Here is a 26,263-nt window from a genome sequence, read left to right as displayed (position 1 = left end):
CTTGCTGCAAATATCACCTGATATACCCGCCTAATCTCCCAGCTGGTACACTACGTTTCCTCAATGATTGAACCGGAAAGAGATTGCTATGCCCGTTGTTCAGGTTGCCCTGCCCGTTCCTTTACCCCGCCTGTTTGATTATCTGCCGCCGCAAGGTACGCAGCCCGTCATCGGTGGGCGGGTGAGCGTGCCGTTTGGCAATCGGAAAATGATTGGCATCGTAGTCGCGCTGCGTGAAACCAGCGATCTGCCTGAAGCACAATTGAAAAAAGTGGCGGAGGTGTTGGATAGCGAATCGCTGTTCCCGCCTTCGTTATGGCGCATCCTTAACTGGGCGGCAGGATATTATCATTCTCCGCTCGGTGAAGTATTAAGCCATGCGCTGCCGGTTTTGCTGCGTCAGGGCAAACCTGCACAGGAGACGCCGCTGTGGCAATGGCAACTTACTGAACAAGGTCGTGCAACATCGCCCGAAAGCCTGAAGCGTGCGCCAAAACAGCAGCAGGCGCTGGCGTCTTTACGCCAAAAACCGCTTTATCGTCATCAGGTCAGTGAACACGATCTGACTGATGCCGTGTTGCAGGCCTTACGCGCTAAAGGATTGTGTGATTTGCATGAGCACCAGCCGCAAATGCGGGACTGGCGTGAAAGCTTTGCCATTAAAGGTGAACGTCTGCGGCTTAATACCGATCAGGCCACCGCCGTTGGCGCTATACGTGGCGAAGATGAACACTACGCTGCCTGGTTATTGGCGGGTATTACCGGCTCCGGTAAAACGGAAGTTTATCTCAGCATATTGGAAAACGTACTGGCACGCGGCAAGCAGGCGCTGGTGCTGGTGCCGGAAATCGGTTTAACACCCCAAACCATTGCCCGCTTTCGTGAGCGTTTTGACGCGCCAATTGACGTCCTGCATTCCGCCCTGAATGACAGCGAGCGTCTGGCAGTGTGGTTGCGCGCGCGCAGTGGGGAGACGGCGATTGTGATTGGCACGCGCTCGGCGCTGTTTACGCCATTGGCCAGGCCGGGTGTGATCATTATTGATGAAGAGCACGACAGTTCCTATAAACAGCAAGAAGGCTGGCGTTATCAGGCGCGTGATTTAGCGGTATTTCGTGCCCATGAAGAAGATATTCCGATTGTCATGGGTTCCGCGACGCCCGCGCTGGAAACGCTGCACAACGTGCGTAACGGTAAATATCGTCAGCTTGATTTAACCAAGCGCGCCGGTAATGCCAAACCTGCACTGCAGCAGTTGATCGATTTAAAAGGCGTGCAACTGATTGGCGGGCTGTCGCCTGCGCTGATTGGTAAAATGCGCCAGCATCTTCAGGCCAATAATCAGGTTTTACTTTTTTTAAATCGACGCGGCTTTTCGCCTGCCCTTTTGTGTCACGACTGCGGCTGGATTGCGGAATGCCAGCGCTGCGACCGTTATTACACGTTGCATCAGCATCAACGCCAATTGCGTTGTCACCACTGCGACAGCCAGCGCCCGCTGCCCAATCAATGTCCACAATGTGGATCGACCCATTTGATGCCGGTTGGTGTCGGTACTGAACAGCTTGAACAGCAGCTTGGCACGCTGTTCCCGGGCGTTGCGATTTCGCGTATTGATCGTGATACCACCAGCCGCAAAGGGGCGTTAGAGCAACATCTTGCCGATGTGCATCGAGGTGGCGCACGCATTCTGGTCGGCACACAAATGCTGGCTAAAGGGCATCACTTCCCAGACGTCACACTGGTCTCGCTGTTGGATGTCGATGGTGCGCTGTTCTCAGCCGATTTTCGTGCCGCCGAACGCTTTGCTCAGCTTTATACCCAAGTCGCCGGGCGTGCCGGTCGCGCAGGCAAACAGGGCGAAGTGCTGCTGCAAACTCACCATCCAGAGCATCCGCTGCTGCAAATTTTGCTGCATCAAGGCTATTTTGCTTTTGCCCAGCAGACGCTTCTTGAGCGCCAGTCGGTATTTCTGCCCCCGTGGACCAGCCATGCGCTGTTCCGCGCGGAAGATCATGATAATCAACAGGCTGCTGAATTTCTCCAGCAGTTGCGAAATTTGCTGGAAGCCAGCCCGTTAAATGATAAATCGACGTGGTTGATGGGGCCGCTACCGGCGCTGCAACCTAAACGCAGCGGGCGCTGGCGCTGGCAGCTGTTAGTGCAGCATCCTTCGCGCAAGCGTTTACAGCAGTTGCTAAGCAGTTCAATGCCGCTGATTTCCACTTTACCCGCTGGGCGCAAAGTAAAATGGACGCTGGATATCGACCCAACGGAAAGCTAAGCCGCGCAGGTCTGCGAGCCAGATCGAAAAAAGTCGCATAAGTCACAATTTTTATGCAAATTAAGTAACAACCTGGCCGGGCAATCGTTAACAATGTTGCCCGGCTTGCTTTTCAGGCCAGACCAAATAAACATTCGAACGCGCATAACGCGTCAGGAGCATGTGTTGGAGCAGAATCAACAACAGCCCGCCGCCACTATGAAAGATGTGGCTGAAAAAGCGGGTGTCTCGACCGCTACCGTATCGCGCGCGCTAATGAACCCGGAAAAAGTCTCCGCAGCGACCCGACAGAAAGTTGAGCAAGCTGTCATTGCTGTTGGCTATGCGCCACATGGCTTAACGCGCAACGCCCGCCGTGGTGAAACACAAACCATTTTGGTGATTGTGCCCGATATCTGTGATCCCTTTTTCAGTGAGATCATTCGGGGCGTAGAAGTGACTGCTGCGCAAGAAGGATATCTGGTACTGATTGGCGACTGCGCGCATCAAAATCAGCAAGAAAAAACCTTTATGAATTTGATGGTGACACGCCAAATCGACGGGATGGTGCTGCTCGGTTCACAGTTGCCGTTTGATGCCAGCCTCGAAGAACAACGCAACTTACCGCCGATGGTGATGGCCAATGAGTTTGCGCCTGAGATGTCGCTGCCCACCGTTCATATTGATAACCTGACCGCCGCTTTCGAGGCCGTGAATCATCTGTTGCAGCTCGGCCATAAGCAGATTGCCTGCATCGCCGGACCTGAAACCATGCCGCTGTGCCAGTATCGTCTGCAAGGCTATGTTCAGGCGATGCGTCGCAGCGGACTCACGGTTGATCCCACCTATATTGTGCGTGGTGACTTCACTTTTGAAGCGGGCGTCGCCGCGATGAATCGATTGTTGGCGCTGCCGCAGCCACCTCGTGCGCTGTTCTGTCACAGCGATATTATGGCGCTCGGTGCCATTAATCAGGCAAAACGCATGGGATTACGCGTTCCTGAAGATCTTTCGGTCGTGGGATTTGATGATATTGAATTGTCACGCTATTGCGAACCGCCGCTAACGACAGTGACGCAGCCGCGTTACCAAATAGGTCGGGAAGCGATGCTGTTGCTGCTTGCGGAGTTGCAAGGTAAGCGGGTGAACAACGGCTCGCGCTTGCTCGATGCCGAATTAGCCATACGAGGCAGTACGGCACCCAGCAAAAAGCGTGAAAAATAAGCGCAATCTCCGTTCATTTTCAGTAGATTCTTAAGGCGAACATCGCTGGTCAAAGTACCTACCCTTAAGTAACATGGCGGGCTCCTTGCCGGGCAGAGTAAAAGCAGCAAAATTGCCCATTTGGCATTATTTTTTTGAAGGGTATCAGAACGAGAGTGGCACAAAAAGATTATGTAGGCCGCGGGCGTTCAACAGGGACGCGTCGCAAAAAAAGCCCCAGTCGTGGCAAGAAAAGCAGCAAAGGCGGATCGGGCGCATCGAAATTGATGATTGTACTGGCGGTTGCGGTGTTGGTGACCTTTGCCGGTGGTTTATGGTTCCTCGCGCATCACAAGAAAGAAGACGCGCCGGTAATTACGGATCATAAAGCCAACGGCAATGGCTTACCGCCAAAGCCTGAAGAGCGCTGGAAGTACATCAAAGAGCTGGAAAATCGTCAGGTAACGATGCCTACGCCAATTGAGCCGTCTTCAGGCGGCGAAGTGAAGTCGCAAACGCAACTGACGGATGAGCAGCGCCAGCTACTGGAACAGATGCAGGCTGACATGCGCCAGCAACCTACCCAGCTGAACGAAGTGCCGTGGAATGAGCAAACGCCAGCACAGCGTCAGGTTACGCTGCAACATCAGCAGCAGCTACAGCAAATCCAGCGTCAACAACAACAAGTTCAGCAGCAACAGCAGCGCCAACAGCAACAACTTCAGCAGCAACAGCAGCGTCAACAGCAACAACTTCAGCAGCAAGCTCAACAGCGCCAGCAGCAGGAGAGCGTGCAGCGTCAGGCACAACAAGCTCCTGTTACGCGTGAGCCCGCCGCGCAGCCGAAACCGCAAGAGGCCGCGAAGCCTAAGCCAACAGAAAAAGCGGCTTCACAGCGCTGGATGGTGCAGTGTGGTTCGTTCAAAGGAACCGATCAGGCTGAATCTGTACGTGCTGGCTTAGCCTTTGAAGGTTTTGAAAGTCGTATCACGACAGGTGGCGGTTGGAATCGCGTGGTTATCGGACCTTATAAGGATCGGGCAACCGCGGATAGCACACTCAAACGTCTGCGCAGTTCTGGACACTCAAGCTGTATTCCGCTCGCTGTCGGGGGTTGAAACCCGCTAAACCCGCCCCATATCTGTTTGCATGATACTCCGCGCCTTGTGCGCGGAGCTTTTTTCCGACTGCAATAAGGGGTCTGCCCGTGACAACAATAGTAAGTGTACGACGCAACGGCCAGGTAGTGATTGGCGGTGATGGCCAGGCTACTCTCGGCAATACCGTAATGAAAGGCAACGTTAAAAAAGTGCGTCGTCTTTACAACGATAAAGTGATCGCCGGTTTCGCTGGCGGTACAGCAGATGCCTTCACCCTGTTTGAACTCTTCGAACGTAAACTGGAAATGCACCAAGGCCATTTGGTCAAAGCTGCCGTTGAGCTGGCGAAAGACTGGCGCACCGATCGCATGCTGCGCCGCCTTGAAGCGCTGCTGGCCGTCGCGGATGAGTCTGCGTCGCTGATTATCAGCGGTAACGGTGATGTGATTCAGCCAGAAAATGACTTGATCGCAATCGGTTCTGGCGGTCCTTTCGCTCAAGCTGCGGCCCGTGCGATGTTGGAAAACACTGAGCTGAGCGCGCGAGACATCGTAGAGAAATCGCTGAATATCGCGGGTGATATCTGCATTTACACTAACCATAACGTTAATTTCGAAGAATTACCGTCCAAGGCGTAAGGATTTTAACCATGTCTGAGATGACCCCACGCGAGATTGTCAGCGAACTTAATCGCTTTATCATCGGCCAGGACAGCGCTAAGCGTGCCGTGGCTATTGCACTGCGTAACCGCTGGCGCCGTATGCAGCTTGACGAAGAGCTGCGTCATGAAGTCACACCAAAAAATATTCTGATGATCGGCCCAACGGGTGTCGGTAAAACCGAGATCGCACGTCGTCTGGCAAAACTCGCCAATGCGCCGTTCATTAAAGTAGAAGCCACTAAGTTCACCGAAGTGGGCTATGTCGGCAAAGAAGTGGATTCAATTATCCGCGACCTGACCGACTCAGCCATCAAAATGGTGCGCAGCCAGGCGATTGAAAAGAACAAATATCGCGCGGAAGAGATGGCGGAAGATCGTATTCTCGACGTACTGATTCCACCGGCGAAAAATAACTGGGGCCAGTCTGAGCAAAGCAGCGAACCGTCTGCGGCGCGTCAGTCATTCCGCAAAAAACTGCGTGAAGGCCAGTTGGATGATAAAGAGATTGAAATTGATCTCGCGGCCAGCTCAGCCGGTGTAGAGATCATGGCACCGCCGGGCATGGAAGAGATGACCAGCCAGCTGCAGTCAATGTTCCAGAACATTGGTGGTCAGAAGCAGAAGCCACGCAAGCTGAAGATCAAAGAAGCGATGAAGCTGCTGGTGGAAGAAGAAGCCGCTAAGCTGGTGAATCCAGAAGAATTAAAGCAGGATGCCATTGAAGCTGTTGAGCAACACGGCATCGTGTTTATCGATGAGATCGATAAAATCTGTAAGCGTGGCGGTCAGAATGCCGGCGGCCCAGACGTATCACGTGAAGGCGTACAGCGCGACCTGCTGCCGCTGGTAGAAGGTTGTACCGTTTCGACTAAACACGGCATGGTAAAAACTGACCATATCCTGTTTATCGCATCAGGTGCATTCCAGGTTGCCAGCCCGTCCGATCTGATTCCAGAATTGCAGGGTCGTTTACCAATTCGCGTTGAATTGCAGGCGCTGACGGTGAATGACTTCGAGCGCATTCTGACTGAACCCAATGCGTCCATCACCGTGCAGTACAAGGCGCTGATGAACACAGAAGGTGTGACAATTCACTTCACCGACGACGGTATTCGTCGCATCGCTGAAGCGGCGTGGCAGGTTAACGAAACCACCGAGAACATCGGTGCGCGCCGTTTACATACCGTGCTGGAGCGCTTAATGGAAGATGTCTCTTATGACGCCAGCGATCGCAGCGGTGAATCAGTGACAATCGATGCCGAATACGTTGGTCAGCATTTGGATCAGCTGGTCGCGGACGAAGATTTAAGCCGCTTTATTCTCTAAAGCGTTTAGTCCAATACTCATTCAAAGCCCAGCCATCCGGTTGGGCTTTTTTCTGCATACTGCTGATGCATCGCCCTTTTCATCCGGTGATGATTTTGCCAACAATCCGTAGAAAGCGATATACTTACCGCTCCTGTGGCAAACAGACGAAACCCTTATGAAATACGATACATCTGAACTCTGCGACATCTACCATGAAGAAGTGAATGTTGTTGAACCGCTTTTTTCAAACTTTGGTGGGCGCACCTCATTCGGTGGTCAGATTACCACAGTGAAATGTTTTGAAGACAACGGCTTGCTTTACGATCTGTTGGAAGAAAATGGTCGCGGTCGTGTGCTGTTGATAGACGGCGGCGGCTCAGTACGTCGCGCCTTAGTCGATGCGCAACTGGCGCGTTTAGCGGCGCAAAACGAGTGGGAAGGCATCGTGATTTACGGTTCGGTTCGCCAGGTTGATGAGCTGGAAGAACTGGAGATTGGCATTCAGGCTATTGCTGCGATTCCAGCAGGTGCGGCGGGAGAAGGCGTTGGCGAAAGCGATGTGCGCGTCAATTTTGGTGGCGTGACCTTCTTTTCTGGCGACCATCTCTATGCTGATAACACCGGTATCATTCTCTCTGAAGATCCGCTGGATATAGAATAAATCCAGAAACGAAAACGGGTGCCAGCGGCACCCGTTTTACGTATCAGCGGAGGTTTAAACCTCTTCCATTTTTCCCAGCAGCGCGCGCAGGCGTTCTTGCCAGACATGCTGCTCCTCTTTCAGATGCTGATTTTCGCGCACCAGCGCATCTTGATTGCCAGCAGCTTGCTGCGCATCGTTACGCAGGTTGTTGTTCTGCTCTTTCAGCTCTTCGATTTCCATCTGCAGCAGAGTGATGGTATCAATCGCCTGCTGTACTTTCGCTTCCAGTTTCTCAAAAACTTCAAATGACATCTTTCTGACCTCTCCTAAATCTTGCAAGGCGTTGATGATGCCAGCTTAAGCACAGAATGCTTCAGCCAGCAACGATGTTTCGATTGTATGTAGCCTCACCGCGCAAGTCCAGCAGCGCTGCCTTTTACGGCGCAGTCTGTAACACTTTTCAGCTTAACCCTAAGAATCGTGCCGTTTCGTCTTTGCGCGATCGCGCTCACCATTCCAGAACGCGCATATGATGATTAAGGAAAGCAAAAACACGCGAAAACGCGCATTTTTATGACACAGCACACAAAAATCGATTTCGCTATTTCTCGTTTATGTTCGTTAACGATAAATTTACAACAGCCCTACAATAGAGCTGGGTGACTCATGGATTGAGAACAAAAACTGATAAAATTTAACCTCGCTTCAGGAACAACATTATGAGTCAAACAACTAACACGCTCAAAGGTCAGTGTATTGCCGAGTTTATCGGAACCGGGTTAATCATTTTTTTTGGTGCAGGCTGTGTGGCAGCGCTAAAACTCGCCGGTGCCGAGTTCGGTCAGTGGGAAATTTGTATCATCTGGGGTTTAGGCGTTTCCATGGCAGCGTATCTCACTGCTGGCGTATCTGGTGCGCATCTAAATCCTGCTATCACTATCGCGCTTTGCCTGTTTGCTAATTTTGAAGGGCGTAAAGTGGTGCCCTACATCGTGGCGCAGATCGCTGGCGCTTTCTGCGCAGCAGCGCTGGTGTACGGCTTGTACTACAACCTGTTCTTAGATTATGAATCTAGCCACCAGATGGTGCGCGGCACAGTTGAAAGCCTGGATTTAGCCGGCATTTTCTCAACCTACCCAAATCCGCATATCAGCGTGGGTCAGGCATTTTTGGTTGAGATGGTGATTACGGCGGTATTGATGGCCGTAATCATGGGCCTCACCGATGACGGTAACGGCCTGCCACGCGGTCCATTGGCTCCTCTGCTGATTGGCCTTCTGGTTGCTATTATTGGTGGCGCGATGGGTCCATTAACCGGTTTCGCCTTAAACCCGGCACGTGATTTCGGACCGAAGCTCTTCGCTTGGTTAGCAGGCTGGGGTAACGTGGCCTTTACCGGCGGTCGTGATATTCCTTATTTCCTCGTGCCGATTTTTGGCCCGATTGTAGGTGCTTGTTTGGGTGCTTTTGGTTATCGCGCTCTGATTGGCCGCCATTTGCCTGGCGCAGTACAAGAACCTGCCAGCACAACAACAGAAAAACCGGTCGCACGCGCTCAGCAGCGTAAAGCGTAAGTTTCACCTTTATCATCAGGAAAGAATTTATGACTACTACCACCGATAAAAAATACATTGTCGCGCTCGATCAGGGCACAACCAGTTCTCGTGCCGTCGTTCTGGATCACGACTCTAATATTGTGGCGGTATCTCAGCGCGAATTTACTCAGATCTACCCGAAAGCGGGCTGGGTTGAGCATGACCCAATGGATATCTGGGCCTCACAAAGCTCAACGCTGGTGGAAGTGCTGGCACATGCAGACATTCGCTCTGACGAAATCGCGGCAATTGGTATCACTAACCAGCGTGAAACCGCCATCATCTGGGATAAAGAAACCGGTAAGCCGATTTATAACGCTATCGTTTGGCAAGATCCCCGCACTGCAGATTATTGTCACAAGCTGAAGAAAGAGGGACTGGAAGAGTATATCCAGCACACCACTGGTTTGGTGATTAACCCTTACTTCTCCGGCACCAAAGTGAAGTGGATTCTGGATCATGTAGAAGGCTCACGTGAACGTGCGAAACGCGGTGAACTGCTGTTTGGTACGGTTGATACCTGGCTGGTATGGAAAATGACGCAAGGACGGGTGCATATCACTGATTACACCAACGCCTCACGTACGATGATGTTCAACATCCATAAGCTGGAGTGGGATCAGCGCATGCTGGATATTCTCGATATTCCACGTGAGATGCTGCCAGAGGTTAAATCCTCTTCTGAAGTTTACGGCCAGACCAACATCGGTGGTAAAGGCGGTACGCGTATTCCAATCGCCGGTATTGCAGGTGACCAGCAAGCAGCGCTTTACGGCCAGCTGTGCGTGCAACCTGGCATGGCAAAAAATACTTACGGCACCGGCTGCTTCATGCTGATGAACACCGGCACCGAAGCAGTGACCTCAACGCATGGTTTGTTGACGACCATCGCTTGCGGTCCACGTGGCGAAGTTAACTATGCGCTGGAAGGTGCAGTATTCATTGGTGGTGCGGCGATTCAGTGGCTGCGTGACGAGATGAAGCTGATCAGCGATGCCGCTGACTCTGAATACTTTGCAATGAAAGTCAAAGACAGCAATGGCGTTTATATGGTGCCAGCCTTCACCGGTTTGGGTGCACCTTATTGGGACCCGTATGCACGCGGCGCATTGTTTGGCCTGACGCGTGGTGCTAATGCCAACCACATCATTCGCGCGACGCTGGAATCGATCGCTTACCAAACGCGTGATGTGCTGGAAGCGATGCAGAACGATGCCAACACCCGTCTGCAGGCGCTGCGTGTCGATGGTGGCGCTGTTTCGAATAACTTCCTGATGCAGTTCCAGTCCGACATTCTCGGCACGCGTGTTGAGCGTCCAGAAGTGCGTGAAGTGACTGCGTTGGGTTCTGCTTATCTGGCAGGTCTGGCCGTCGGCTTCTGGAAAGACCTGGAGGAAGTGCGCGCCAAATCAGTGATTGAGCGTGAATTCCGTCCAAGCCTTGAAACCACCGAGCGTAACTTCCGTTATGCCGGTTGGAAAAAAGCCGTTGCTCGCGCGCAAGCGTGGGAAGAACAAGAGTAATGCTGTCAGCCCGCGACGCTTGTCGCGGGCCTTTTTCCCGCCCTCTCCCCGCTGTGCTACACTGCTCGCCTGTTTTTTGTCAGGTGCATGCCATGAAACGAGAACTTGCCATTGAATTTTCCCGCGTAACCGAAGCTGCCGCCTTAGCGGGATACAGCTGGTTAGGCCGCGGCGATAAAAATGCTGCCGACGGCGCAGCTGTCCACGCAATGCGTCACGTGTTAAACACCATCAATATCGACGGCCAGATTGTGATCGGCGAAGGTGAAATCGACGAAGCACCGATGCTCTATATCGGAGAAAAAGTGGGAACCGGTAGCGGCGACGCGGTGGATATTGCCGTCGATCCGATTGAAGGCACCCGCATGACCGCAATGGGCCAAGCCAATGCGCTCGCCGTGCTGGCCGTGGGCGACAAGGGCAGCTTTTTGCATGCGCCAGACATGTACATGGAAAAGTTGATTGTCGGCCCAGCGGCGCGAGGTCATATTAATCTCGACCTGCCTTTGGAAACCAATTTACGCAACATCGCCGCCGCGATGAACAAACCACTCGAACAATTAACCGTGTCGATTCTGGCCAAGCCGCGCCACGATGACGTGATTAAGCAGCTACAACAACTTGGTGTGCGGGTGTTTACTTTCCCGGATGGCGATGTTGCTGCGTCAATTTTAACCTGCATGCCAGACAGCGAAGTGGACGTGATGTACGGCATCGGCGGCGCGCCTGAAGGCGTGGTGTCGGCAGCGGTGATTCGTGCCTTGGATGGTGATATGCAAGGACGGCTGTTAGCCCGTCATCAGGTCAAAGGTGATAACGAACAAAACCGTTTGATTGGCGAGCAAGAGTTAAAACGCTGCGCTGAAATGAAGATTGAAGCGGGCAAGCTGCTAACGCTGGATGCGATGGCGCGTAATGACAACGTCATTTTTGCCGCCACCGGCATCACCAGCGGCGATTTGCTCAAGGGCATTACGCGCCAGGGCAATATCGCCACCAGTGAAACCTTATTGATTCGCGGTAAATCGCGCACCATTCGCCGCATCCAGTCTATTCACTATCTCGATCGCAAAGATCCGGCGCTGCATCAATTTATCCTGTGACCGGCTGGTTGCTGCTCTCCGGCTGACGCGAGAGTGGCAACCAACACAGCAGCATCACCAGCGCAGTGAAAAACATCAACATGCCAATGCTGAACTGATCGCGCTGCGGCATCAACGCTGACAGCCACGCCACCAGCCCAGCCCCTAAATTCTGTAAACCGCCAATCAATGCGCCTGCGCTGCCCGCCAACCATGCATAAGGTTCCATTGCACCTGATGTCGCCAACGGGAACAGCATACCCGCGCCGAAGAAGAATAGCGCAGCAGGCACCAGCAGCGTCCAGATGTTCATCACGCCAAACCAAGCAGGAATCCACATCAGAATGCCCGCCAGTAAACAGCTATTCACACCGCACCACATCAGGCTGTGCCATGAACGCTGTTCACGCCCGGCAAACCACGCACCAAAGAAAGCCGCAGGTATAGGCAGAATAAACAGGATGCTGACGGTTAAGCTGCTCAGCCCCAACACACCGCCCAGCAATACGCCACAGCTGGCTTCAAACACGGCAATGCCTGCCAGCGCGCCAATCAACAGAATGATGTAGCGCACGAAGTGGGTGTCGCTCAGCAAGCGGCTATAGCGCTTTAGAAAGGGTGTCACTTCGGCGCTGTAGGGCCGGGTTTCTGGCAACCAACGCGCCATCGCGCTGGTGACTGCCAGGCACAGTAACAGTAAAAAGGCGAAACAGGCATGCCAGCCAAACAGCTGCGTTAACATGGCGCCGATCACGGGTGCCAACAGCGGGCTGACCAAAATGCCCATATTCAGCAGGCTGTTTGCCTGCCGCAGCGCCTGACCTGAATAGAGATCGCGCGGCATGGTACGCGCCATCACGCCCGCCACGCCGGTTCCCATGCCCTGAATCGCGCTGCCCAGCACCAGAACGCTGAGCGAAGGGGCAAACATGGCGGTTAATGCGCCGATCATAAAGATCATCATACCGACAAGGATCACCGGGCGGCGACCAACACTGTCAGACAGCGGGCCGTAGATCAGCTGCGATCCGCCGTAGGTAATTAAATAAGCTGCCATGACGCGTTGCATCGTGCCATCGCGCACGTTTAACGCTTCCGCCATGCTGGCCATCGCCGGAACATAAATGGTTTGTGCCATCTGCCCTACCGCGACCAATACAATCAACATCACCAGTAATCGGCGATTTTCTAATTTATTCATCATTATTGTGTGAAAGGTTTATCTAGAGATTAAGGATAAAGCAGCCGTAAAAAAGGCTGATACAGGTTAATGCCGGGCAAAATATCAGGATTGTGTGACAAAGCGAGAGGCGAGGCAAAAGCGTTAAACTTGCGTGCGTCAAGTTTATGCACCAGCTTGTAAAGGTGGCGCAACAGTTTGTCGATTAGAGCCTTTGACCGGGAACAGGGTAGAAATATCAGCGTCAGGTAGCGAAGATATTCGTCAGCCTGAAAAACAACCAAGGAGTGAATATGGCCGAGTGGGTCAATGCGCAAGTAAAAGAAGTAAAAAACTGGACCGATGCGCTGTTCAGCCTTCGGGTACAGGCACCGATTGATCGCTTTACCGCAGGTCAGTTTGCCAAGCTGGCGCTGGAAATTGATGGAGAACGCGTGCAGCGCGCTTATTCCTATGTCAATGCGCCAAGCGATCCTTTGCTGGAGTTCTATCTGGTTACAGTGCCGGAAGGTAAGTTGAGTCCGCACCTGTTCGCACTGCGTCCCGGCGATCAGCTTATGATCACAAAAGAAGCCGCTGGCTTCTTTGTGTTGGATGAAGTGCCGGAATGTAAAACGTTATGGATGCTGGCGACGGGCACCGCGATTGGACCTTATCTGTCGATTTTGCAGGAGGGCGAAGGGCTCGATCGCTTTGATAATATTGTGCTGGTGCATGCGGCCCGCTATGCCGCCGACCTGAGTTTTCTCCCCCTGATGCAGCAATTGCAGCAAACCTACAACGGCAAACTGCATATCCAAACCGTGGTAAGCCGCGAAGAGATTGCCGGCTCACTCAGCGGTCGCGTACCCGCGCTTATCGAAAGCGGCGAGCTGGAACGCGCGGTAGGATTAACGCTGGATGCCGAAACCAGCCACGTTATGCTGTGCGGCAATCCACAAATGGTACGTGATACGCAGCAACTGCTGAAAGATACGCGCGGCATGCGTAAGCATCTCAAACGCAAGCCGGGGCATATGACCAGCGAACATTACTGGTAAGTGGCAGGCTTATAACGTACCGGCAGCGCAGCGGCACCGAAGCGATTTTTACCGGCGGTGCCGCGAAACAGGCCCAGATCGAGCAACAGCCCAACAAAAATGATGAAAGGAATGGCGCGCCCCACCAGCCACGGCAGTACGCCATCAAGCATGCTCCAGTTCCCCGCCACCAGCATCCACGCGACGATCACCAGAAATGCCCAATAGCCAGGACGATTGCGATCGTGAAGGCGTTTTACCAGCACCGCACTGGCGGGCCAAAGCAGACAAACCACGCCAAACGCGGCCATCTGCGTATCAAGTAAATCATTCCCGGCGAGAACAAATAACAATGTGGTGGTTAACAGCCAAACAGCCTGCCAGATCCAAAAGTCACGCCGTCCTAATCGTCCACGATACGAGAAACACCATTGTTGTAATGTCATGCTTTATCACCCAGAAATAAATTTAATCTGCCTTGCTTTTTGACCTTGCGGATAAAAACCGGTCTAATTTGGGGCTGAGTTTACTGGTTAGGGTCGACAAAATGAAGAATTTGCCTGGCGCACTGTTGTTGAGTCTTGCGCTGACGGTTCCGGCATTTGCCGCCGATCCACAACCGTTGGATCGGGCTGAACATATGCCCGCCGCGCCTTATCTTTTATCTGGCGCGCCTACCTTTGATATGACTATCGGCCAGTTTCGCGAAAAATATAACACTACTAATCCTGAACTCCCGCTGCTGGAGTATCGTGCCATTGATAACCGGGACGATAAAAGCAATCTGACGCGTGCCGCCAGTAAGATCAGTGAAACACTGTACGCTTCTACTGCGCTGGAACCGGGAACCGGGAAGATCAAAACCCTGCAAATTACCTGGTTGCCGCTGCCCGGACCGGATCAGAACGCATCACAAACCAAAGCCATGGATTATATGACGGCGATGTTGCGCTTTTTTGTTCCCGGTTTAACGCCTGAAGAAGGACGTAAAAAACTGACAGAATTATTGAGCGACGGCAAAGGTTCACACTACTTTGCCCACAACGAGGGCGCGCTGCGCTTTGTCGTCTCTGACAGCGGCGATAAAGGGCTCACCTTCGCCATCGAACCGGTGAAACTAACGCTCGCCAACCCTTGATCGGGCAGGCAAAAATGACGAAAAGCAAAGCTATCAACACATTTGATCTCTATACTGTCTGGCAGACAACGCTGCCTGCTGGCAGTGCTATTTCATGAACGCGTTATGCGGAGGATAGAATGCGACATCCACTGGTTATGGGTAACTGGAAGTTGAATGGTAGCAAGCAGATGACCGCCGAATTGATCGAAGGTCTGCGCAAAGAACTGTCTGGCGTTGAAGGTTGTGGTGTAGCCATTGCGCCACCGACGATTTACCTCGATCAGGCAAAACATGCCATCTCCGGTAGCCACATTGCTCTGGGTGCTCAGAACGTGGACGTGAATCTGTCTGGCGCATTCACCGGTGAAGTTTCAGCGGACATGCTGAAAGACATCGGCGCGAAATACATCATCATCGGTCACTCTGAGCGTCGTACATACCACAAAGAGAGCGACGAGTTCATCGCGAAGAAATATGCAGTGCTGAAAGCTGCGGGCTTGATCCCTGTTCTGTGCATTGGCGAAACCGAAGCAGAAAACGAAGCCGGTAAAACCGAAGAAGTTTGCGCACGTCAGATCGACGCCGTGCTGGAAACTCAGGGCGCAGAAGCCTTTAAAGATGCCGTTATCGCTTATGAACCTGTTTGGGCTATCGGTACTGGCAAATCTGCCACACCAGCACAGGCACAGGCCGTTCATAAATTCATTCGCGACCATATCGCGAAGAAAGATGCCGCGATTGCTGAACAAGTGATCATTCAGTACGGCGGTTCTGTTAACGACAAAAATGCGGCCGAACTCTTTACTCAGCCAGACATCGATGGCGCGCTGGTTGGCGGCGCTTCACTGAAAGCCGATGCTTTCACCGTGATCGTCAAAGCCGCTGCAGCAGCGAAAAACGCGTAATACCCGTAATACCCGATGAGAGGCGGCGGCTACGTCGCCTTTTTTATTGGCCGCAATAATTTACAACTGTGATCCTGCAACTCTTCCGCCGAACCACTGTTCAATAATAGCCAGTTGCGCTCAATCGCCATCAGCACCAATCGTCCATCTGCTAAGCTCGCCAGCGCCAGGCCATATTTCCCCATTTCATGCCGAGCATTCGGCACCTCCGCTGCCAACTGCATAAAAACGCTCTGCTGCGCCAGTTCTGCGGTTGTCAGCGTGCGCAGTAAATAGCGATGGCTATGTAGCGTCTCTGTTTGCCATTCGCTGTTTAGCCTGGGAGCCAGCACGTTGAGACGCTGTCGCACATCCGGCCGTAAACAGGAGATATGAATATGCAGCTGGTTTTGTGTGCGTCCATATTCAGCGTTAATTGCCAACGATAAGGTGTTGTCAGTAATCGGTGCGGCATAACGTTGTGCTAATAAATGGCGTTGAGCCCAGGCGAAAGAAAAATAGTTTGGCGTGGTGGGATTAAGCAGTTGTGGACTTTCAATACCGGTGATTTTCGCTAAGGGGATAAGCAAGTATTGCAGCGGGCCATTGCGATCTTTCAGCATTGCATAGCCTTGAGCGAGATCAACGCGTTCACAAGGTTTGGGCTGCCCTGTTTGCTGCAAATGTGGTACACACTTTTCGCTGACGATTTGCCACAAGGCATCGGAATTTTTCTTGAAGTGAAAAGCCGCAATGAGCATTGCCGTAATCACTAGCGCGAGCAAACATGTAATCAGACTAAAGGCATGACGGCTTCCCTGCATAGCAAGGTTTCCTCTTTTCTCCACCAGTCCGCATCCTCACCTGCTGGCATGTTAATGTCACGCTTAAAACAAAAAACCCCTACTCGCAGAACTTCCGCTTTCGGGGTTTAACTGAACTAACAGACGTTATTCAGGCTTCATCACCTGATCGTAAGTACCGCCGTCAGTGAAATGCGTTTTCTGTGCTTTTGTCCAGCCACCAAACTTGTCGTCGATAGTGAAAAGTTTTACTGGAGCAAAACTGCTGGCAAATTTCTTCGCAACTTCAGCATCGCGTGGGCGGTAATAATTCTGCGCCGCGATGGTCTGGCCTTCTGGGGAATAGAGATACTTCAAATATTCATCAGCAACTTTGCGCGTATCTTTCTCATCAACCACTTTGTCGACGACCGATACAGTAGGTTCTGCCAGAATTGACTCGCTTGGCGTGACGATCTCAAACTTATCTTTGCCCAGTTTGTTTACCGCCAGATAAGCTTCGTTTTCCCAGGCAATCAGCACATCGCCAATGCCACGTTCTACGAAGGTGTTAGTGGCGCCACGCGCACCTGAATCCTGCACTTCAACGTTCTTAAACAAGGCTCTTACGTACGCTAACGCTTTAGCCTGATCGCCATTATTGTGATCTAATGCCCAACCCCATGCAGCCAGATAGTTCCAGCGTGCACCGCCTGATGTTTTCGGGTTTGGCGTGATAACAGAAACGCCCGGTTTGATCAGGTCGTTCCAGTCATGAATACCTTTTGGATTGTCTTTACGCACCAGAAATACAATGGTGGACGTGTAAGGCGCAGAATTATCGGGTAGACGCTTGATCCAATTTTTATCGATGCGGCCACGTTCTGCAATTGCATCCACATCAGATTGCAGCGCCAACGTGACGACATCAGCACGAATGCCATTGATCACTGACGTGGCTTGCTTACCTGAACCGCCATGTGATTGACGAACCACCACGTTGTCGCCCGTTTCCTGTTTGTAGTGCGCACTGAATGCTTTGTTGTACTGTTCGTACAATTCACGCGTTGGATCGTAGGAAACGTTTAATAACTGAATATCCTTCGCCAATACGCTGGTAGAAGCCAGCAAAAGGGTAAAACCAATACTCCACTTGTTCATTGCGCACTCTCCCAATATCGTTATGAGATAAGCGTGACATAAACCATTCCAGAGCTAAAAGAATTAAAAACCAGCTGATATAACTTAGGGGAATATAAGGCGAGGATGGCAGGGCGCACTCTATAGCGCGCCCTGAAAAAGTTAGTAAAGCTGTTTAGCAGTATCTAACCAGTCACGTTTGAAGGGGCGCTTCATATTTTCAATGGCATCGATAATGTCATGATGCACCATTTTTTCATTCTGAATGCCCACGCAACGGCCACCATATCCCTGCATCAGCAGTTCAATGGAAAAAGCGCCCATGCGTGACGCCAGAATGCGGTCATAAGCACAAGGTGCGCCGCCACGTTGAATATGGCCAAGCACAGTGGAGCGCGTTTCACGCTTGGTTTCCGTTTCAATGAAGCGCGCCAGATCGTCGATATCACAGATGTGCTCGGTGATCGCAACAATGGCATGTTTCTTACCTTTCGCGATGCCCGCTTTGATTTCCGCAACCAACTCTTCACGCGTGTAAGGAATTTCAGGCAATACGATGAATTCACAACCGCCAGCAATAGAAGCCGCAAGTGTCAGATCGCCGCAATGGCGTCCCATGACTTCTACAATCGAAATGCGCTGGTGCGACGAAGAGGTATCACGTAAGCGGTCAATTGCTTCTACAACAGTTTCCAACGCGGTGAAATAACCGATCGTGTAATCGGTACCGGCAACATCGTTATCGATAGTGCCTGGCAAACCGATGCAGGGAAAACCCATTTCAGTCAGGCGTTTTGCGCCCATATAAGAACCGTCACCGCCGATCACCACTAACGCATCAATGCCGCGCTTTTTCATGTTTTCGATGGCAATTTGGCGAACTTCGTCGTTACGGAATTCCGGGAAACGCGCCGACCCCAAGAAGGTGCCGCCACGGTTGATCATGTCAGAGACGCTGTAGCGGTCAAGATTGATCATCCGATCTTCATACAAACCCAAATAGCCGTCATAGATACCAAAAACTTCCAGTCCTTCACTCAGCGCGGAGCGAACAACGCCGCGAATGGCTGCGTTCATGCCTGGAGCGTCGCCGCCGCTGGTTAATACACCAATTTTTTTGATCATGACAACCTCTGGATTGTTCAAAACTAAGGGTTAATCCTGCCTGTCGAGCGCCGGTAAGCTAAATTTTTCGATAAGCGCGACACGTGATGGCAGATAGTATATCAAAGGCTTGCTGCTGAATTGATTCAGGTCAGACAAGTTTTCACTAATTTTTGCAGCATTGTTAGCGTCACGTCATTTTCTTTCGTACTAAGTTGATTATTTTAGTTAAAACCCGAAAGAATCCTGGCGCTCGAACGGTACCACAGAACAAGGATCCTGATGGATTATTACGTCAGAACCGGGAAATTCCTTCAGTAAGGCTTTTTCAACTTGATCGGCAACGCGGTGCGCCTGCACTAACGGCAGCTGATCTTCCAACTCCAGATGCAGTTGAATAAATTTAGTCGGCCCGGATTGGCGCGTGCGTAAATCGTGCACACCCTGAACGCCAGGCCAATGTGTGGCGATGTCCAGAATCTGCTGTCTTTCTTCCTCCGGTAAAGCACGATCAAGCAGTGCCTGAACGGCATCATTCGCCATACGCAAGGCGCTATAAAGGATGAAAACACCAATCCCCAAGGCAAAGAGTGCATCGGCCCGAACAAAACCGTAGCTGCTCAACACCAAGGCCACCAGAATTGCGCCATTCATAATCACATCAGATTGATAATGAAGCATATCGGCGCGAATTGCCTGGCTACGTGTTTTACGTACTACCCAACGCTGGAAAGCGACCAACGTTAAGGTTGAGAACAGTGCAACAACCGTGACAACAATACCGACGATAGGCGCGCGCATGACATTGGGTGAGGCAAGATGTTGCAGGCCAGTAAGGAACAAAAAAAGTGCGGAGCCGGAGATAAACATGCTTTGTGCCAGCGCTGCTAGCGATTCCGCTTTGCCGTGACCAAAGGTGTGATTGGCATCTGCAGGTTGTAACGCATAACGCACCACCAGCAAATTAGTCAGTGATGCAGCAATATCCACCAGCGAATCGACCAAGGCAGCCAACAGGCTTACAGAACCGGTGTACCACCATGCAAATATCTTCACAATCAATAAGATGGTCGCAAGAATAGTAGCTGACAATGCTGCGCGTTTAACTAATCGAGCATAGGTGGGTTGCATATCAGGCTCCATGTGCGCGCCAATGAAGGCGTGTACCCAAACTGGGACAATCGCTCAAGTTTAACACTCGTGCTGCCGCTACGCATGAAACCGGCTTAAACAGATAAAAATGGCTGAGATAACGAAGAGGAAGTGGTTCTTTGAAAAACGTGGATAAAACATGCCCCGGCCAGGGAAGAGGTCGGGGCTGATTGCTTACTTTCATAAGCGCCAAATTAAAGTGCAGATTTGGCAAGGTCAGGTCTAACGACGAGCGTGACTATTTGCTTTTGCCGCCTTTTTTCCCTGCCTCGGAGGCTTTTTCGCGATCGTTTTTAAAGTTACCGCCGCCGCCACCGCTGCTCTGACCGCCTTTTTTGCCAGCTTCAGATGCTTTCTGTGGATTCTCTGCGAAATTACCTGAACCACCACGATGCTCTGCCATAATTTACTCCGTTAATAGATTCATTTTGGAATACATGATGTGGTTGATGCTCTCCGTTATCCCGGGGTATATCGCCTTCCTTGCTGCAACGGAATTAAGTATAGAAGATGAGCACTGCGCCGCAAGCGCAGCGAGGGAATGTTAACTCACTGTATTTATTACATAAAAAAGTTAGCGATAGCAACTAACTCATTACTTATTAACGGTTTAAAATTTCAGAGAATAGTTGGTATTAATTTTTACGCTTTATTGAAATATAAAAAGACAGCAAAAAAGCGAACCGCCAAAGCAATGTTAATAAGGTGAATTTGCGCACGGCTTATCAGGAGGGTTAAGTAAGTTATTTCGCCAGGTAAGAGAGTTATGGCAAAAATTAAGCAAAAAAAACCCCGCCATCATGGCGGGGAAGACAGGGATGGTGTCTATGGCAAGGAAAACAGGGATACTATGTTACTGGTTACTGCCGGTACTACTCACTGCTTGCAGCGATGACGCTGACTGCAAATTCGATAACTCGCGCATTTCGCTAAGCCGACGTTGATAATTCTTCTGTAACGTCGCTTGCTGAGCAGGTGTGAGCAAGTGATACATTTGGTTGCGAACTCGTGCCATTTCGACCTGCTGTTCAATCTGAACTTGGGCGATTTTTTCCGCTTTTTCACGGATGGCCGCTTCGTTAAACTTATCTGCAGTCACCAAGTCATGCATGGCTGCAACATCATCAATACTTATCGCCGGACGTTCATGCCGAGCCTGTTGCATCAGGTCACGCATCTGTTGCCGTTGTTGTTCAGTCAACTCGATGCCATCGAACATGTGGCTTTGCGGATTTTGCGTCATACTGCCTGTCGTCAATCCGCTGTGATGCATCTCGTCAATCGTCGTGGTGTCTGCTGCTCCTGCGCTGGCGTGATAAATAACCAACGCTGAGGCAAGGACAACGACGGTTACTTTGCGCATCGTTTACTCCAGTTCGTTCCGTTTTGCGATTCAACGAGAGCCAGTGTACGGCGAAAGCTGCAAACATCCGTCAGGGGGTGTAAAACTACGTAAAGCGATGGATTGGTGCTGTAGGAACACGGTATTTTGCCTGCGGAGGGCTACAAAAATGAATAAAATCCTGTTGGTAGATGATGACCGCGAATTAACTTCGCTTTTAAAAGAACTGTTGGAAATGGAAGGGTTTGAAGTGGTCGTGGCCAGCGATGGTGAACAAGCGCTGAACCTGCTCGATAACTCAATTGATTTACTTTTGCTCGATGTCATGATGCCGAAGAAGAACGGCATCGACACCTTAAAAGAACTGCGTCAGCAATATCAAACACCCGTGATCATGTTGACCGCACGCGGCAGCGAGTTAGATCGGGTGCTGGGCCTGGAATTAGGTGCGGACGATTACTTACCGAAGCCGTTTAACGATCGTGAGCTGGTTGCGCGTATTCGTGCCATCCTGCGCCGTTCCAACTGGAGCGAACAGCAGCAACAGCATGACAACAGTTCACCGACGTTAGAGGTAGATTGCCTGCGTTTGAATCCGGGTCGTCAGGAGGCCAGCTTCGATGATGTGACGCTGGATCTCACCGGCACAGAGTTCACCCTGCTCTATCTTTTGGCGCAACATCTTGGTCAAGTTGTTTCACGTGAGCATCTGAGCCAGGAAGTGCTGGGTAAGCGCTTAACGCCGTTTGACCGTGCCATTGATATGCATATCTCTAACTTACGTCGCAAACTGCCTGAGCGCCGCGATGGGCATCCTTGGTTTAAAACTTTACGGGGACGCGGCTATCTGATGGTTTCGGCATCATGATTGGAAGTTTGACCACCCGCATCTTCGCCATTTTCTGGTTAACGCTGGCATTGGTGTTGATGCTGGTGTTAATGGTGCCCAAGCTGGATTCGCGTCAGATGACCTCGCTAATGGAAAGTGAACAGCGGCAAGGCTTGATGATAGAACAGCATGTGGAAGTCGAATTATCGCAAGATCCCCCTAATGATTTGATGTGGTGGCGTCGGCTCTTCCGCGCGATAGAGAAATGGGCACCACCGGGTCAACGCCTGGTGCTGGTTACCAGCGAAGGCCGGGTGATTGGTGCGCAACACAACGAAATGCAGGTGATTCGTAATTTTATCGGGCAATCCGATAATGCCGATCATCCGCAGAAGAAGAAGTATGGTCGTGTAGAGCTTGTGGGACCCTTCGCCGTGCATGATGGTGAAGATAACTACCAGCTCTATATGATTCGTCCTGCGACCAGTTCCCAGCTCGACTTTGTGAACCTGCTCTTTGACCGCCCGCTCTTGTTATTGATTGTCACTATGCTGATCAGCTCGCCGCTGTTGCTGTGGCTGGCGTGGAGCCTGGCGCGTCCGGCGCGTAAATTAAAATACGCAGCAGATGAGGTAGCAAGTGGCAATTTGCGTCAGCATCCGGAACTGGAATCTGGTCCGCAAGAATTTCTGGCAGCGGGCTCCAGCTTCAACCAAATGATCAGCGCGCTTGAGCGCATGATGAACGGTCAGCAACGCTTACTCTCAGATATTAGCCATGAGTTACGTACACCGCTTACCCGCCTACAACTGGCGACAGCGTTATTGCGCCGCCGTCATGGCGAAGGTAAAGAGTTGCAACGTATAGAAACGGAAGCACAGCGTCTGGACGGCATGATTAATGACTTACTGGTGCTGTCGCGTACTCAGCACAAAAATGCATTAATCAGTGAAGCGATGAAAGCCAATCATCTGTGGAATGGCGTGTTGGAAGATGCCAAATTTGAAGCAGAACAGATGGGCAAAAAATTAGATATTCCTTATCCGCCTGGCCCATGGCCGCTTTATGGCAATCCACATGCGTTGGAAAGCGCGCTTGAGAACATCGTACGTAACGCATTGCGTTACTCTAATTCTCAGATCAGCGTGAGCTTCTCGGTGGATATATCAGGGATTACTGTTCACGTTGATGATGATGGCCCTGGCGTGAGCGCAGAAGATCGCGAACAGATTTTCCGTCCGTTCTATCGCACTGATGAAGCACGCGACCGTGAATCGGGTGGAACCGGTTTAGGCTTAGCCATCGTTGATACCGCTATCCAGCAACATCACGGTTGGGTAAAAGCTGATGACAGCCCGCTGGGCGGCTTACGACTGACAATGTGGTTACCGCTCTACTCCTCTGCTCGTCAATAATTTGCTATGCTTCGGCCCTCGTTATCGGGGGCCTTATGCTAAACATTGTTTTATTTGAACCAGAAATCCCACCTAATACCGGCAATATCATCCGCCTTTGTGCAAACACAGGCTTCCAGTTGCATTTGATTGAACCCTTGGGTTTTACCTGGGATGACAAACGACTGCGCCGTGCCGGACTCGACTATCACGAATTTACCGCTATCAAGAAGCACGCCGATTATCAGGCATTTTTAGCCAGTGAAAGTCCTGAGCGACTGTTTGCCTTAACGACCAAAGGAACGCCTGCACACAGCGCTGTGGCGTATCAGAAGGGAGATTACTTGCTCTTCGGCCCTGAAAGCCGTGGCTTGCCCGCTGGAATTTTGGATGCCCTGCCCGCACAGCATAAAATCCGCATTCCTATGATGGCAGAAAGCCGCAGCATGAATTTGTCGAACGCAGTGTCGGTGGTGGTATACGAAGCGTGGCGCCAACTCGATTATGCTGGCGCGCTGATTAAAGGCTAAATGCCGTCGCCAAACTGGAAGCCCGCCAGACTGCCATTGAAGTGCTGATCCATATCCATTGATGGTTTTTCACTGCCGGGCTTACCAACGATGCGTGCAGGCACGCCTGCTGCGGTGGTATGTGGCGGAACGGGCTGCAACACCACCGAACCGGCACCAATTTTTGCGCCACGTCCGATTTCGATATTGCCAAGGATTTTCGCGCCAGCACCAATCATCACCCCTTCACGAATTTTTGGATGGCGATCGCCGCTGGTTTTACCGGTTCCCCCAAGCGTGACTGATTGCAGAATCGACACATCGTTCTCAATCACTGCCGTTTCACCAATCACAATACCGGTCGCATGATCGAGCATGATGCCGTGGCCAATATTTGCTGCTGGATGGATATCTACCGCGAATGAGACTGAAACTTCATTCTGCAAATAAACCGCTAGCGCACGTCGTCCCTCTTTCCACAGCCAATGACCGATGCGATAAGCCTGCAAAGCGTGGAAGCCTTTGAGATAGAGCAGCGGCGTGGAGTATTTGTCTACGGCTGGATCGCGCTGACGCACCGCCTGAATATCGTAAGCCGCAGAGGTAATCATTGAAGGATCTTCGCGATAAGCTTCTTCAACGATTTCACGGATAGCGATTGCTGGCATGATGGGGTTAGACAATTTATTTGCCAGCATGTAGCTCAGCGCGCTGCCGAGATTCTCATGCTTAAGCAATGTCGCATGGTAAAAGCTGGCCAGCATGGGCTCACAATCGGCCAATGCACGCGCTTCTGCTTTGATATTATTCCAGACCAGTTCTAACTCATCAGACGACATTGCTGTTTTCTCCCGATAAAAAAAGCGCCTGAATTGGCGCTACAGGTGATTACGCTTCGCTCCCTGCTTAGCTGCTGCTGTTTTCGTCCTTCCTTGTACGCCCCAGCAGACTCAATGCTGCATCCCGCGCCGGTTTTTCGCAATATAGCACCTGATAAATCTGCTCAGTTATCGGCATTTCTACACCAACACGAGCGGCTAATGCTTTGACTTCCTTGGTATTTCTGTATCCCTCTACAACTTGTCCGATAATGCGTTGCGCACTGTCAACATCCTCGCCTTGCCCCAGCATCATGCCAAAACGACGGTTACGTGACTGATTATCGGTACAGGTCAGCACAAGATCACCTAATCCTGCCATTCCCATGAAGGTGGTAGGATCAGCGCCCAATGCCGCTCCCAGGCGGCTCATTTCTGCCAATCCGCGAGTGATTAAGGCCGTACGCGCATTGGCACCAAAGCCGATACCATCAGAAATACCTGCACCAATCGCGATAACGTTTTTCACTGCGCCGCCCAACTGGACGCCAATGAAATCAGGATTGTTATAGACGCGGAAGCTTTTGCCGCAATGCAGCTTTTGCTGCAAATCTTCAGCGAATTGCGCATCGGTAGAGGCCAACGCAATCGCTGTAGGCATTCCTGCCGCCAGTTCTTTCGCAAATGTTGGACCCGAAATCACCGCCAGCGGAATCGCATCGCCCAAGATCTCGCGTGCTACATCTTGCAGTAAACGCCCGGTTTCCTTTTCCAAACCTTTGGTCGCCCAGACGATTCGAGAATCATCACGCAAATGCGGTTTGATTTGCGTGAGCACGTCGCCAAAAACATGGCTCGGCACCACGACTAATAGATCGCGACTGGCAGCAATGGTTTTTACCAGATCGGGTTCAAGCGCAAGAAAGTCAGGAAAAGGCACATCGGGCAGGAAAGCGGTGTTACAGCGGTCAGATTGGAGTTGCGCCAGATGCGCAGGGTTGTGTCCCCACAACAATACCGGATGGCCGTTGCGGGCCAGGGTAATCGCCAAAGCGGTGCCGTACGAGCCGGCACCGATGACGCTAATCGAAGCGTTATTTGTCATCAGGCATCCTGATGTGGTTCAGCGCCTTCTTCACCTTGTTGCTGCTGCAGATAGTTCATGAACAGCGCATCAAAGTTAACCGGCGCCAGGTTAAGCTGCGGGAAAGTACCACGTGAAACCAGGCTGGTGATGCATTCACGGGCATACGGGAACAAGATGTTCGGGCAGTATGCGCCCAGACAATGTGCCATCTGTGACCCATCAATGCCGCTGATAGTGAAAATACCGGCCTGCTGAACTTCGCACAGGAACGCCGTTTCTTCACCTACGGTTGCGGTCACGGTCACACGCAGCACCACTTCATAAACTTCGTCAGCCAGCTGTGAAGATGCAGTGTCCAGATCCAATTTTACGTCCGGTTCCCACTCTTTCTGGAAAACCTGCGGCGCATTTGGCGCTTCAAAAGAGATATCTTTGGTGTAAACGCGTTGAATCTGGAATTGCATTTCGTTGGTGTTGTGTTCTGACATGTAACTAAGTCCTGTGAGTTAGAATGTTCAGCGTAAA

General features: G+C 51.5%; 27 protein-coding genes. 15 read left to right on the top strand and 12 right to left on the bottom strand.

Translation table 11 applies throughout. The features are described from left to right. The first annotated feature begins 88 nt into the window (after positions 1-88). From priA to rraA, 6 genes are all read left to right on the top strand, one after another. Positions 89-2,284, top strand: a complete 2,196-nt coding sequence (gene priA / locus SC127_RS07725) for a primosomal protein N' (RefSeq protein WP_332625909.1) — start codon at positions 89-91, stop codon at positions 2,282-2,284. Between the two features lie 165 nt (positions 2,285-2,449). After that, positions 2,450-3,487, top strand: coding sequence for a DNA-binding transcriptional regulator CytR (cytR, locus tag SC127_RS07720; RefSeq protein WP_332625908.1), 1,038 nt, complete (start codon positions 2,450-2,452; stop codon positions 3,485-3,487). Between the two features lie 155 nt (positions 3,488-3,642). After that, entirely contained in the window at positions 3,643-4,584 is a 942-nt protein-coding gene (gene ftsN / locus SC127_RS07715; RefSeq protein WP_243080003.1) for a cell division protein FtsN, read from the top strand. Between the two features lie 89 nt (positions 4,585-4,673). Further along, positions 4,674-5,204, top strand: coding sequence for an ATP-dependent protease subunit HslV (gene hslV / locus SC127_RS07710; RefSeq protein ID WP_215848181.1), 531 nt, complete (start codon positions 4,674-4,676; stop codon positions 5,202-5,204). Between the two features lie 11 nt (positions 5,205-5,215). Then, the gene (hslU, locus tag SC127_RS07705; protein ID WP_215848180.1) at positions 5,216-6,553 is read left to right on the top strand and encodes an HslU--HslV peptidase ATPase subunit; all 1,338 of its coding nucleotides are present in this window, start codon (positions 5,216-5,218) and stop codon (positions 6,551-6,553) included. A gap of 157 nt (positions 6,554-6,710) precedes the next feature. Next, positions 6,711-7,196 carry a ribonuclease E activity regulator RraA gene (rraA, locus tag SC127_RS07700; RefSeq protein WP_215848179.1) on the top strand — a complete coding sequence of 162 codons (486 nt, stop codon included), beginning with the start codon at positions 6,711-6,713 and terminating at the stop codon, positions 7,194-7,196. A 54-nt stretch (positions 7,197-7,250) separates the two neighbouring features. Here rraA and zapB read toward each other — a convergent pair whose 3' ends face one another. Then, positions 7,251-7,490 (bottom strand): cell division protein ZapB, encoded by a 240-nt coding sequence (zapB, locus tag SC127_RS07695; RefSeq protein ID WP_193406104.1) that lies wholly within the window; start codon positions 7,488-7,490, stop codon positions 7,251-7,253. A 407-nt stretch (positions 7,491-7,897) separates the two neighbouring features. On the opposite strand from zapB, the gene SC127_RS07690 reads away from it, so the two are divergent. The 3 genes from SC127_RS07690 to glpX all read left to right on the top strand — a co-directional run bounded on the left by SC127_RS07690 (position 7,898) and on the right by glpX (position 11,399). Continuing rightward, the gene (locus tag SC127_RS07690) at positions 7,898-8,752 is read left to right on the top strand and encodes an MIP/aquaporin family protein (protein WP_243080002.1); all 855 of its coding nucleotides are present in this window, start codon (positions 7,898-7,900) and stop codon (positions 8,750-8,752) included. Positions 8,753-8,781: 29 nt separating this feature from the next. Then, positions 8,782-10,296, top strand: a complete 1,515-nt coding sequence (gene glpK, locus SC127_RS07685; protein WP_332625907.1) for a glycerol kinase GlpK — start codon at positions 8,782-8,784, stop codon at positions 10,294-10,296. A gap of 92 nt (positions 10,297-10,388) precedes the next feature. Beyond that, on the top strand, positions 10,389-11,399 hold the full coding sequence (gene glpX, locus SC127_RS07680; protein ID WP_215848178.1) for a class II fructose-bisphosphatase: 1,011 nt from the start codon (positions 10,389-10,391) through the stop codon (positions 11,397-11,399). On the opposite strand, the gene emrD is transcribed toward glpX, so the two are convergent. After that, on the bottom strand, positions 11,389-12,582 hold the full coding sequence (gene emrD / locus SC127_RS07675) for a multidrug efflux MFS transporter EmrD (RefSeq protein ID WP_279234075.1): 1,194 nt from the start codon (positions 12,580-12,582) through the stop codon (positions 11,389-11,391). The genes glpX and emrD overlap by 11 nt on opposite strands. 269 nt (positions 12,583-12,851) lie before the next feature. On the opposite strand from emrD, the gene fpr reads away from it, so the two are divergent. Beyond that, positions 12,852-13,598 (top strand): ferredoxin--NADP(+) reductase, encoded by a 747-nt coding sequence (fpr, locus tag SC127_RS07670; protein ID WP_243080000.1) that lies wholly within the window; start codon positions 12,852-12,854, stop codon positions 13,596-13,598. On the opposite strand, the gene SC127_RS07665 is transcribed toward fpr, so the two are convergent. Beyond that, complete coding sequence (locus SC127_RS07665) at positions 13,589-14,023, bottom strand: DUF805 domain-containing protein (protein WP_215848177.1); 435 nt, start codon at positions 14,021-14,023, stop codon at positions 13,589-13,591. The genes fpr and SC127_RS07665 overlap by 10 nt on opposite strands. Positions 14,024-14,124: 101 nt before the next feature. On the opposite strand from SC127_RS07665, the gene SC127_RS07660 reads away from it, so the two are divergent. Continuing rightward, positions 14,125-14,715: a YiiQ family protein gene (locus tag SC127_RS07660; protein ID WP_215848176.1), complete on the top strand. Its 591-nt coding sequence runs from the start codon at positions 14,125-14,127 to the stop codon at positions 14,713-14,715. 119 nt (positions 14,716-14,834) lie between these two features. Continuing rightward, positions 14,835-15,602, top strand: a complete 768-nt coding sequence (gene tpiA, locus SC127_RS07655; RefSeq protein ID WP_215848175.1) for a triose-phosphate isomerase — start codon at positions 14,835-14,837, stop codon at positions 15,600-15,602. Between the two features lie 29 nt (positions 15,603-15,631). Here tpiA and SC127_RS07650 read toward each other — a convergent pair whose 3' ends face one another. The 6 genes from SC127_RS07650 to cpxP all read right to left on the bottom strand — a co-directional run bounded on the left by SC127_RS07650 (position 15,632) and on the right by cpxP (position 21,122). Beyond that, positions 15,632-16,405, bottom strand: coding sequence for a CDP-diacylglycerol diphosphatase (locus SC127_RS07650; RefSeq protein ID WP_332625919.1), 774 nt, complete (start codon positions 16,403-16,405; stop codon positions 15,632-15,634). Positions 16,406-16,531: 126 nt separating this feature from the next. Continuing rightward, the gene (locus tag SC127_RS07645; protein WP_215848173.1) at positions 16,532-17,524 is read right to left on the bottom strand and encodes a sulfate ABC transporter substrate-binding protein; all 993 of its coding nucleotides are present in this window, start codon (positions 17,522-17,524) and stop codon (positions 16,532-16,534) included. A 141-nt stretch (positions 17,525-17,665) separates the two neighbouring features. Continuing rightward, positions 17,666-18,628 carry a 6-phosphofructokinase gene (gene pfkA, locus SC127_RS07640; protein WP_243079998.1) on the bottom strand — a complete coding sequence of 321 codons (963 nt, stop codon included), beginning with the start codon at positions 18,626-18,628 and terminating at the stop codon, positions 17,666-17,668. A 207-nt stretch (positions 18,629-18,835) separates the two neighbouring features. After that, complete coding sequence (fieF, locus tag SC127_RS07635; RefSeq protein ID WP_243079997.1) at positions 18,836-19,738, bottom strand: CDF family cation-efflux transporter FieF; 903 nt, start codon at positions 19,736-19,738, stop codon at positions 18,836-18,838. 259 nt (positions 19,739-19,997) lie between these two features. Then, a complete protein-coding gene (locus SC127_RS07630; RefSeq protein ID WP_243079996.1) occupies positions 19,998-20,162 on the bottom strand; it encodes a general stress protein in 165 nt (54 codons plus the stop codon). A gap of 450 nt (positions 20,163-20,612) precedes the next feature. Then, positions 20,613-21,122: a cell-envelope stress modulator CpxP gene (gene cpxP / locus SC127_RS07625; protein WP_215848171.1), complete on the bottom strand. Its 510-nt coding sequence runs from the start codon at positions 21,120-21,122 to the stop codon at positions 20,613-20,615. A 148-nt stretch (positions 21,123-21,270) separates the two neighbouring features. Between cpxP and cpxR the strand changes: the two genes are divergently transcribed. The 3 genes from cpxR to trmL are packed head-to-tail and all read left to right on the top strand — an operon-like array spanning position 21,271 to position 23,854. Beyond that, entirely contained in the window at positions 21,271-21,969 is a 699-nt protein-coding gene (gene cpxR, locus SC127_RS07620) for an envelope stress response regulator transcription factor CpxR (RefSeq protein WP_243079995.1), read from the top strand. Beyond that, on the top strand, positions 21,966-23,345 hold the full coding sequence (cpxA, locus tag SC127_RS07615) for an envelope stress sensor histidine kinase CpxA (RefSeq protein WP_215848169.1): 1,380 nt from the start codon (positions 21,966-21,968) through the stop codon (positions 23,343-23,345). Before cpxR ends, cpxA begins: the two co-directional genes overlap by 4 nt. A 35-nt stretch (positions 23,346-23,380) precedes the next feature. Continuing rightward, on the top strand, positions 23,381-23,854 hold the full coding sequence (trmL, locus tag SC127_RS07610) for a tRNA (uridine(34)/cytosine(34)/5-carboxymethylaminomethyluridine(34)-2'-O)-methyltransferase TrmL (protein ID WP_215848168.1): 474 nt from the start codon (positions 23,381-23,383) through the stop codon (positions 23,852-23,854). Here trmL and cysE read toward each other — a convergent pair. From cysE to secB, 3 genes are all read right to left on the bottom strand, one after another. Next, positions 23,851-24,672, bottom strand: a complete 822-nt coding sequence (gene cysE, locus SC127_RS07605) for a serine O-acetyltransferase (protein WP_215848167.1) — start codon at positions 24,670-24,672, stop codon at positions 23,851-23,853. The two genes, trmL and cysE, sit on opposite strands and share 4 nt — an antisense overlap. A gap of 67 nt (positions 24,673-24,739) precedes the next feature. Next, complete coding sequence (gene gpsA / locus SC127_RS07600) at positions 24,740-25,756, bottom strand: NAD(P)H-dependent glycerol-3-phosphate dehydrogenase (RefSeq protein WP_243079994.1); 1,017 nt, start codon at positions 25,754-25,756, stop codon at positions 24,740-24,742. Further along, positions 25,756-26,226 carry a protein-export chaperone SecB gene (gene secB / locus SC127_RS07595; RefSeq protein ID WP_215848165.1) on the bottom strand — a complete coding sequence of 157 codons (471 nt, stop codon included), beginning with the start codon at positions 26,224-26,226 and terminating at the stop codon, positions 25,756-25,758. The genes gpsA and secB overlap by 1 nt, the downstream gene beginning before the upstream one ends. Between the last annotated feature and the right edge of the window lie 37 nt (positions 26,227-26,263).

Origin of the sequence: Pantoea sp. T14, from assembly GCF_036663535.1 — a bacterium.
GTDB lineage: Bacteria > Pseudomonadota > Gammaproteobacteria > Enterobacterales > Enterobacteriaceae > Pantoea > Pantoea phytostimulans.
The sequence above is the reverse complement of the archived record's forward strand: the minus strand, read 5'-3'. Positions and strand labels throughout refer to the sequence as shown.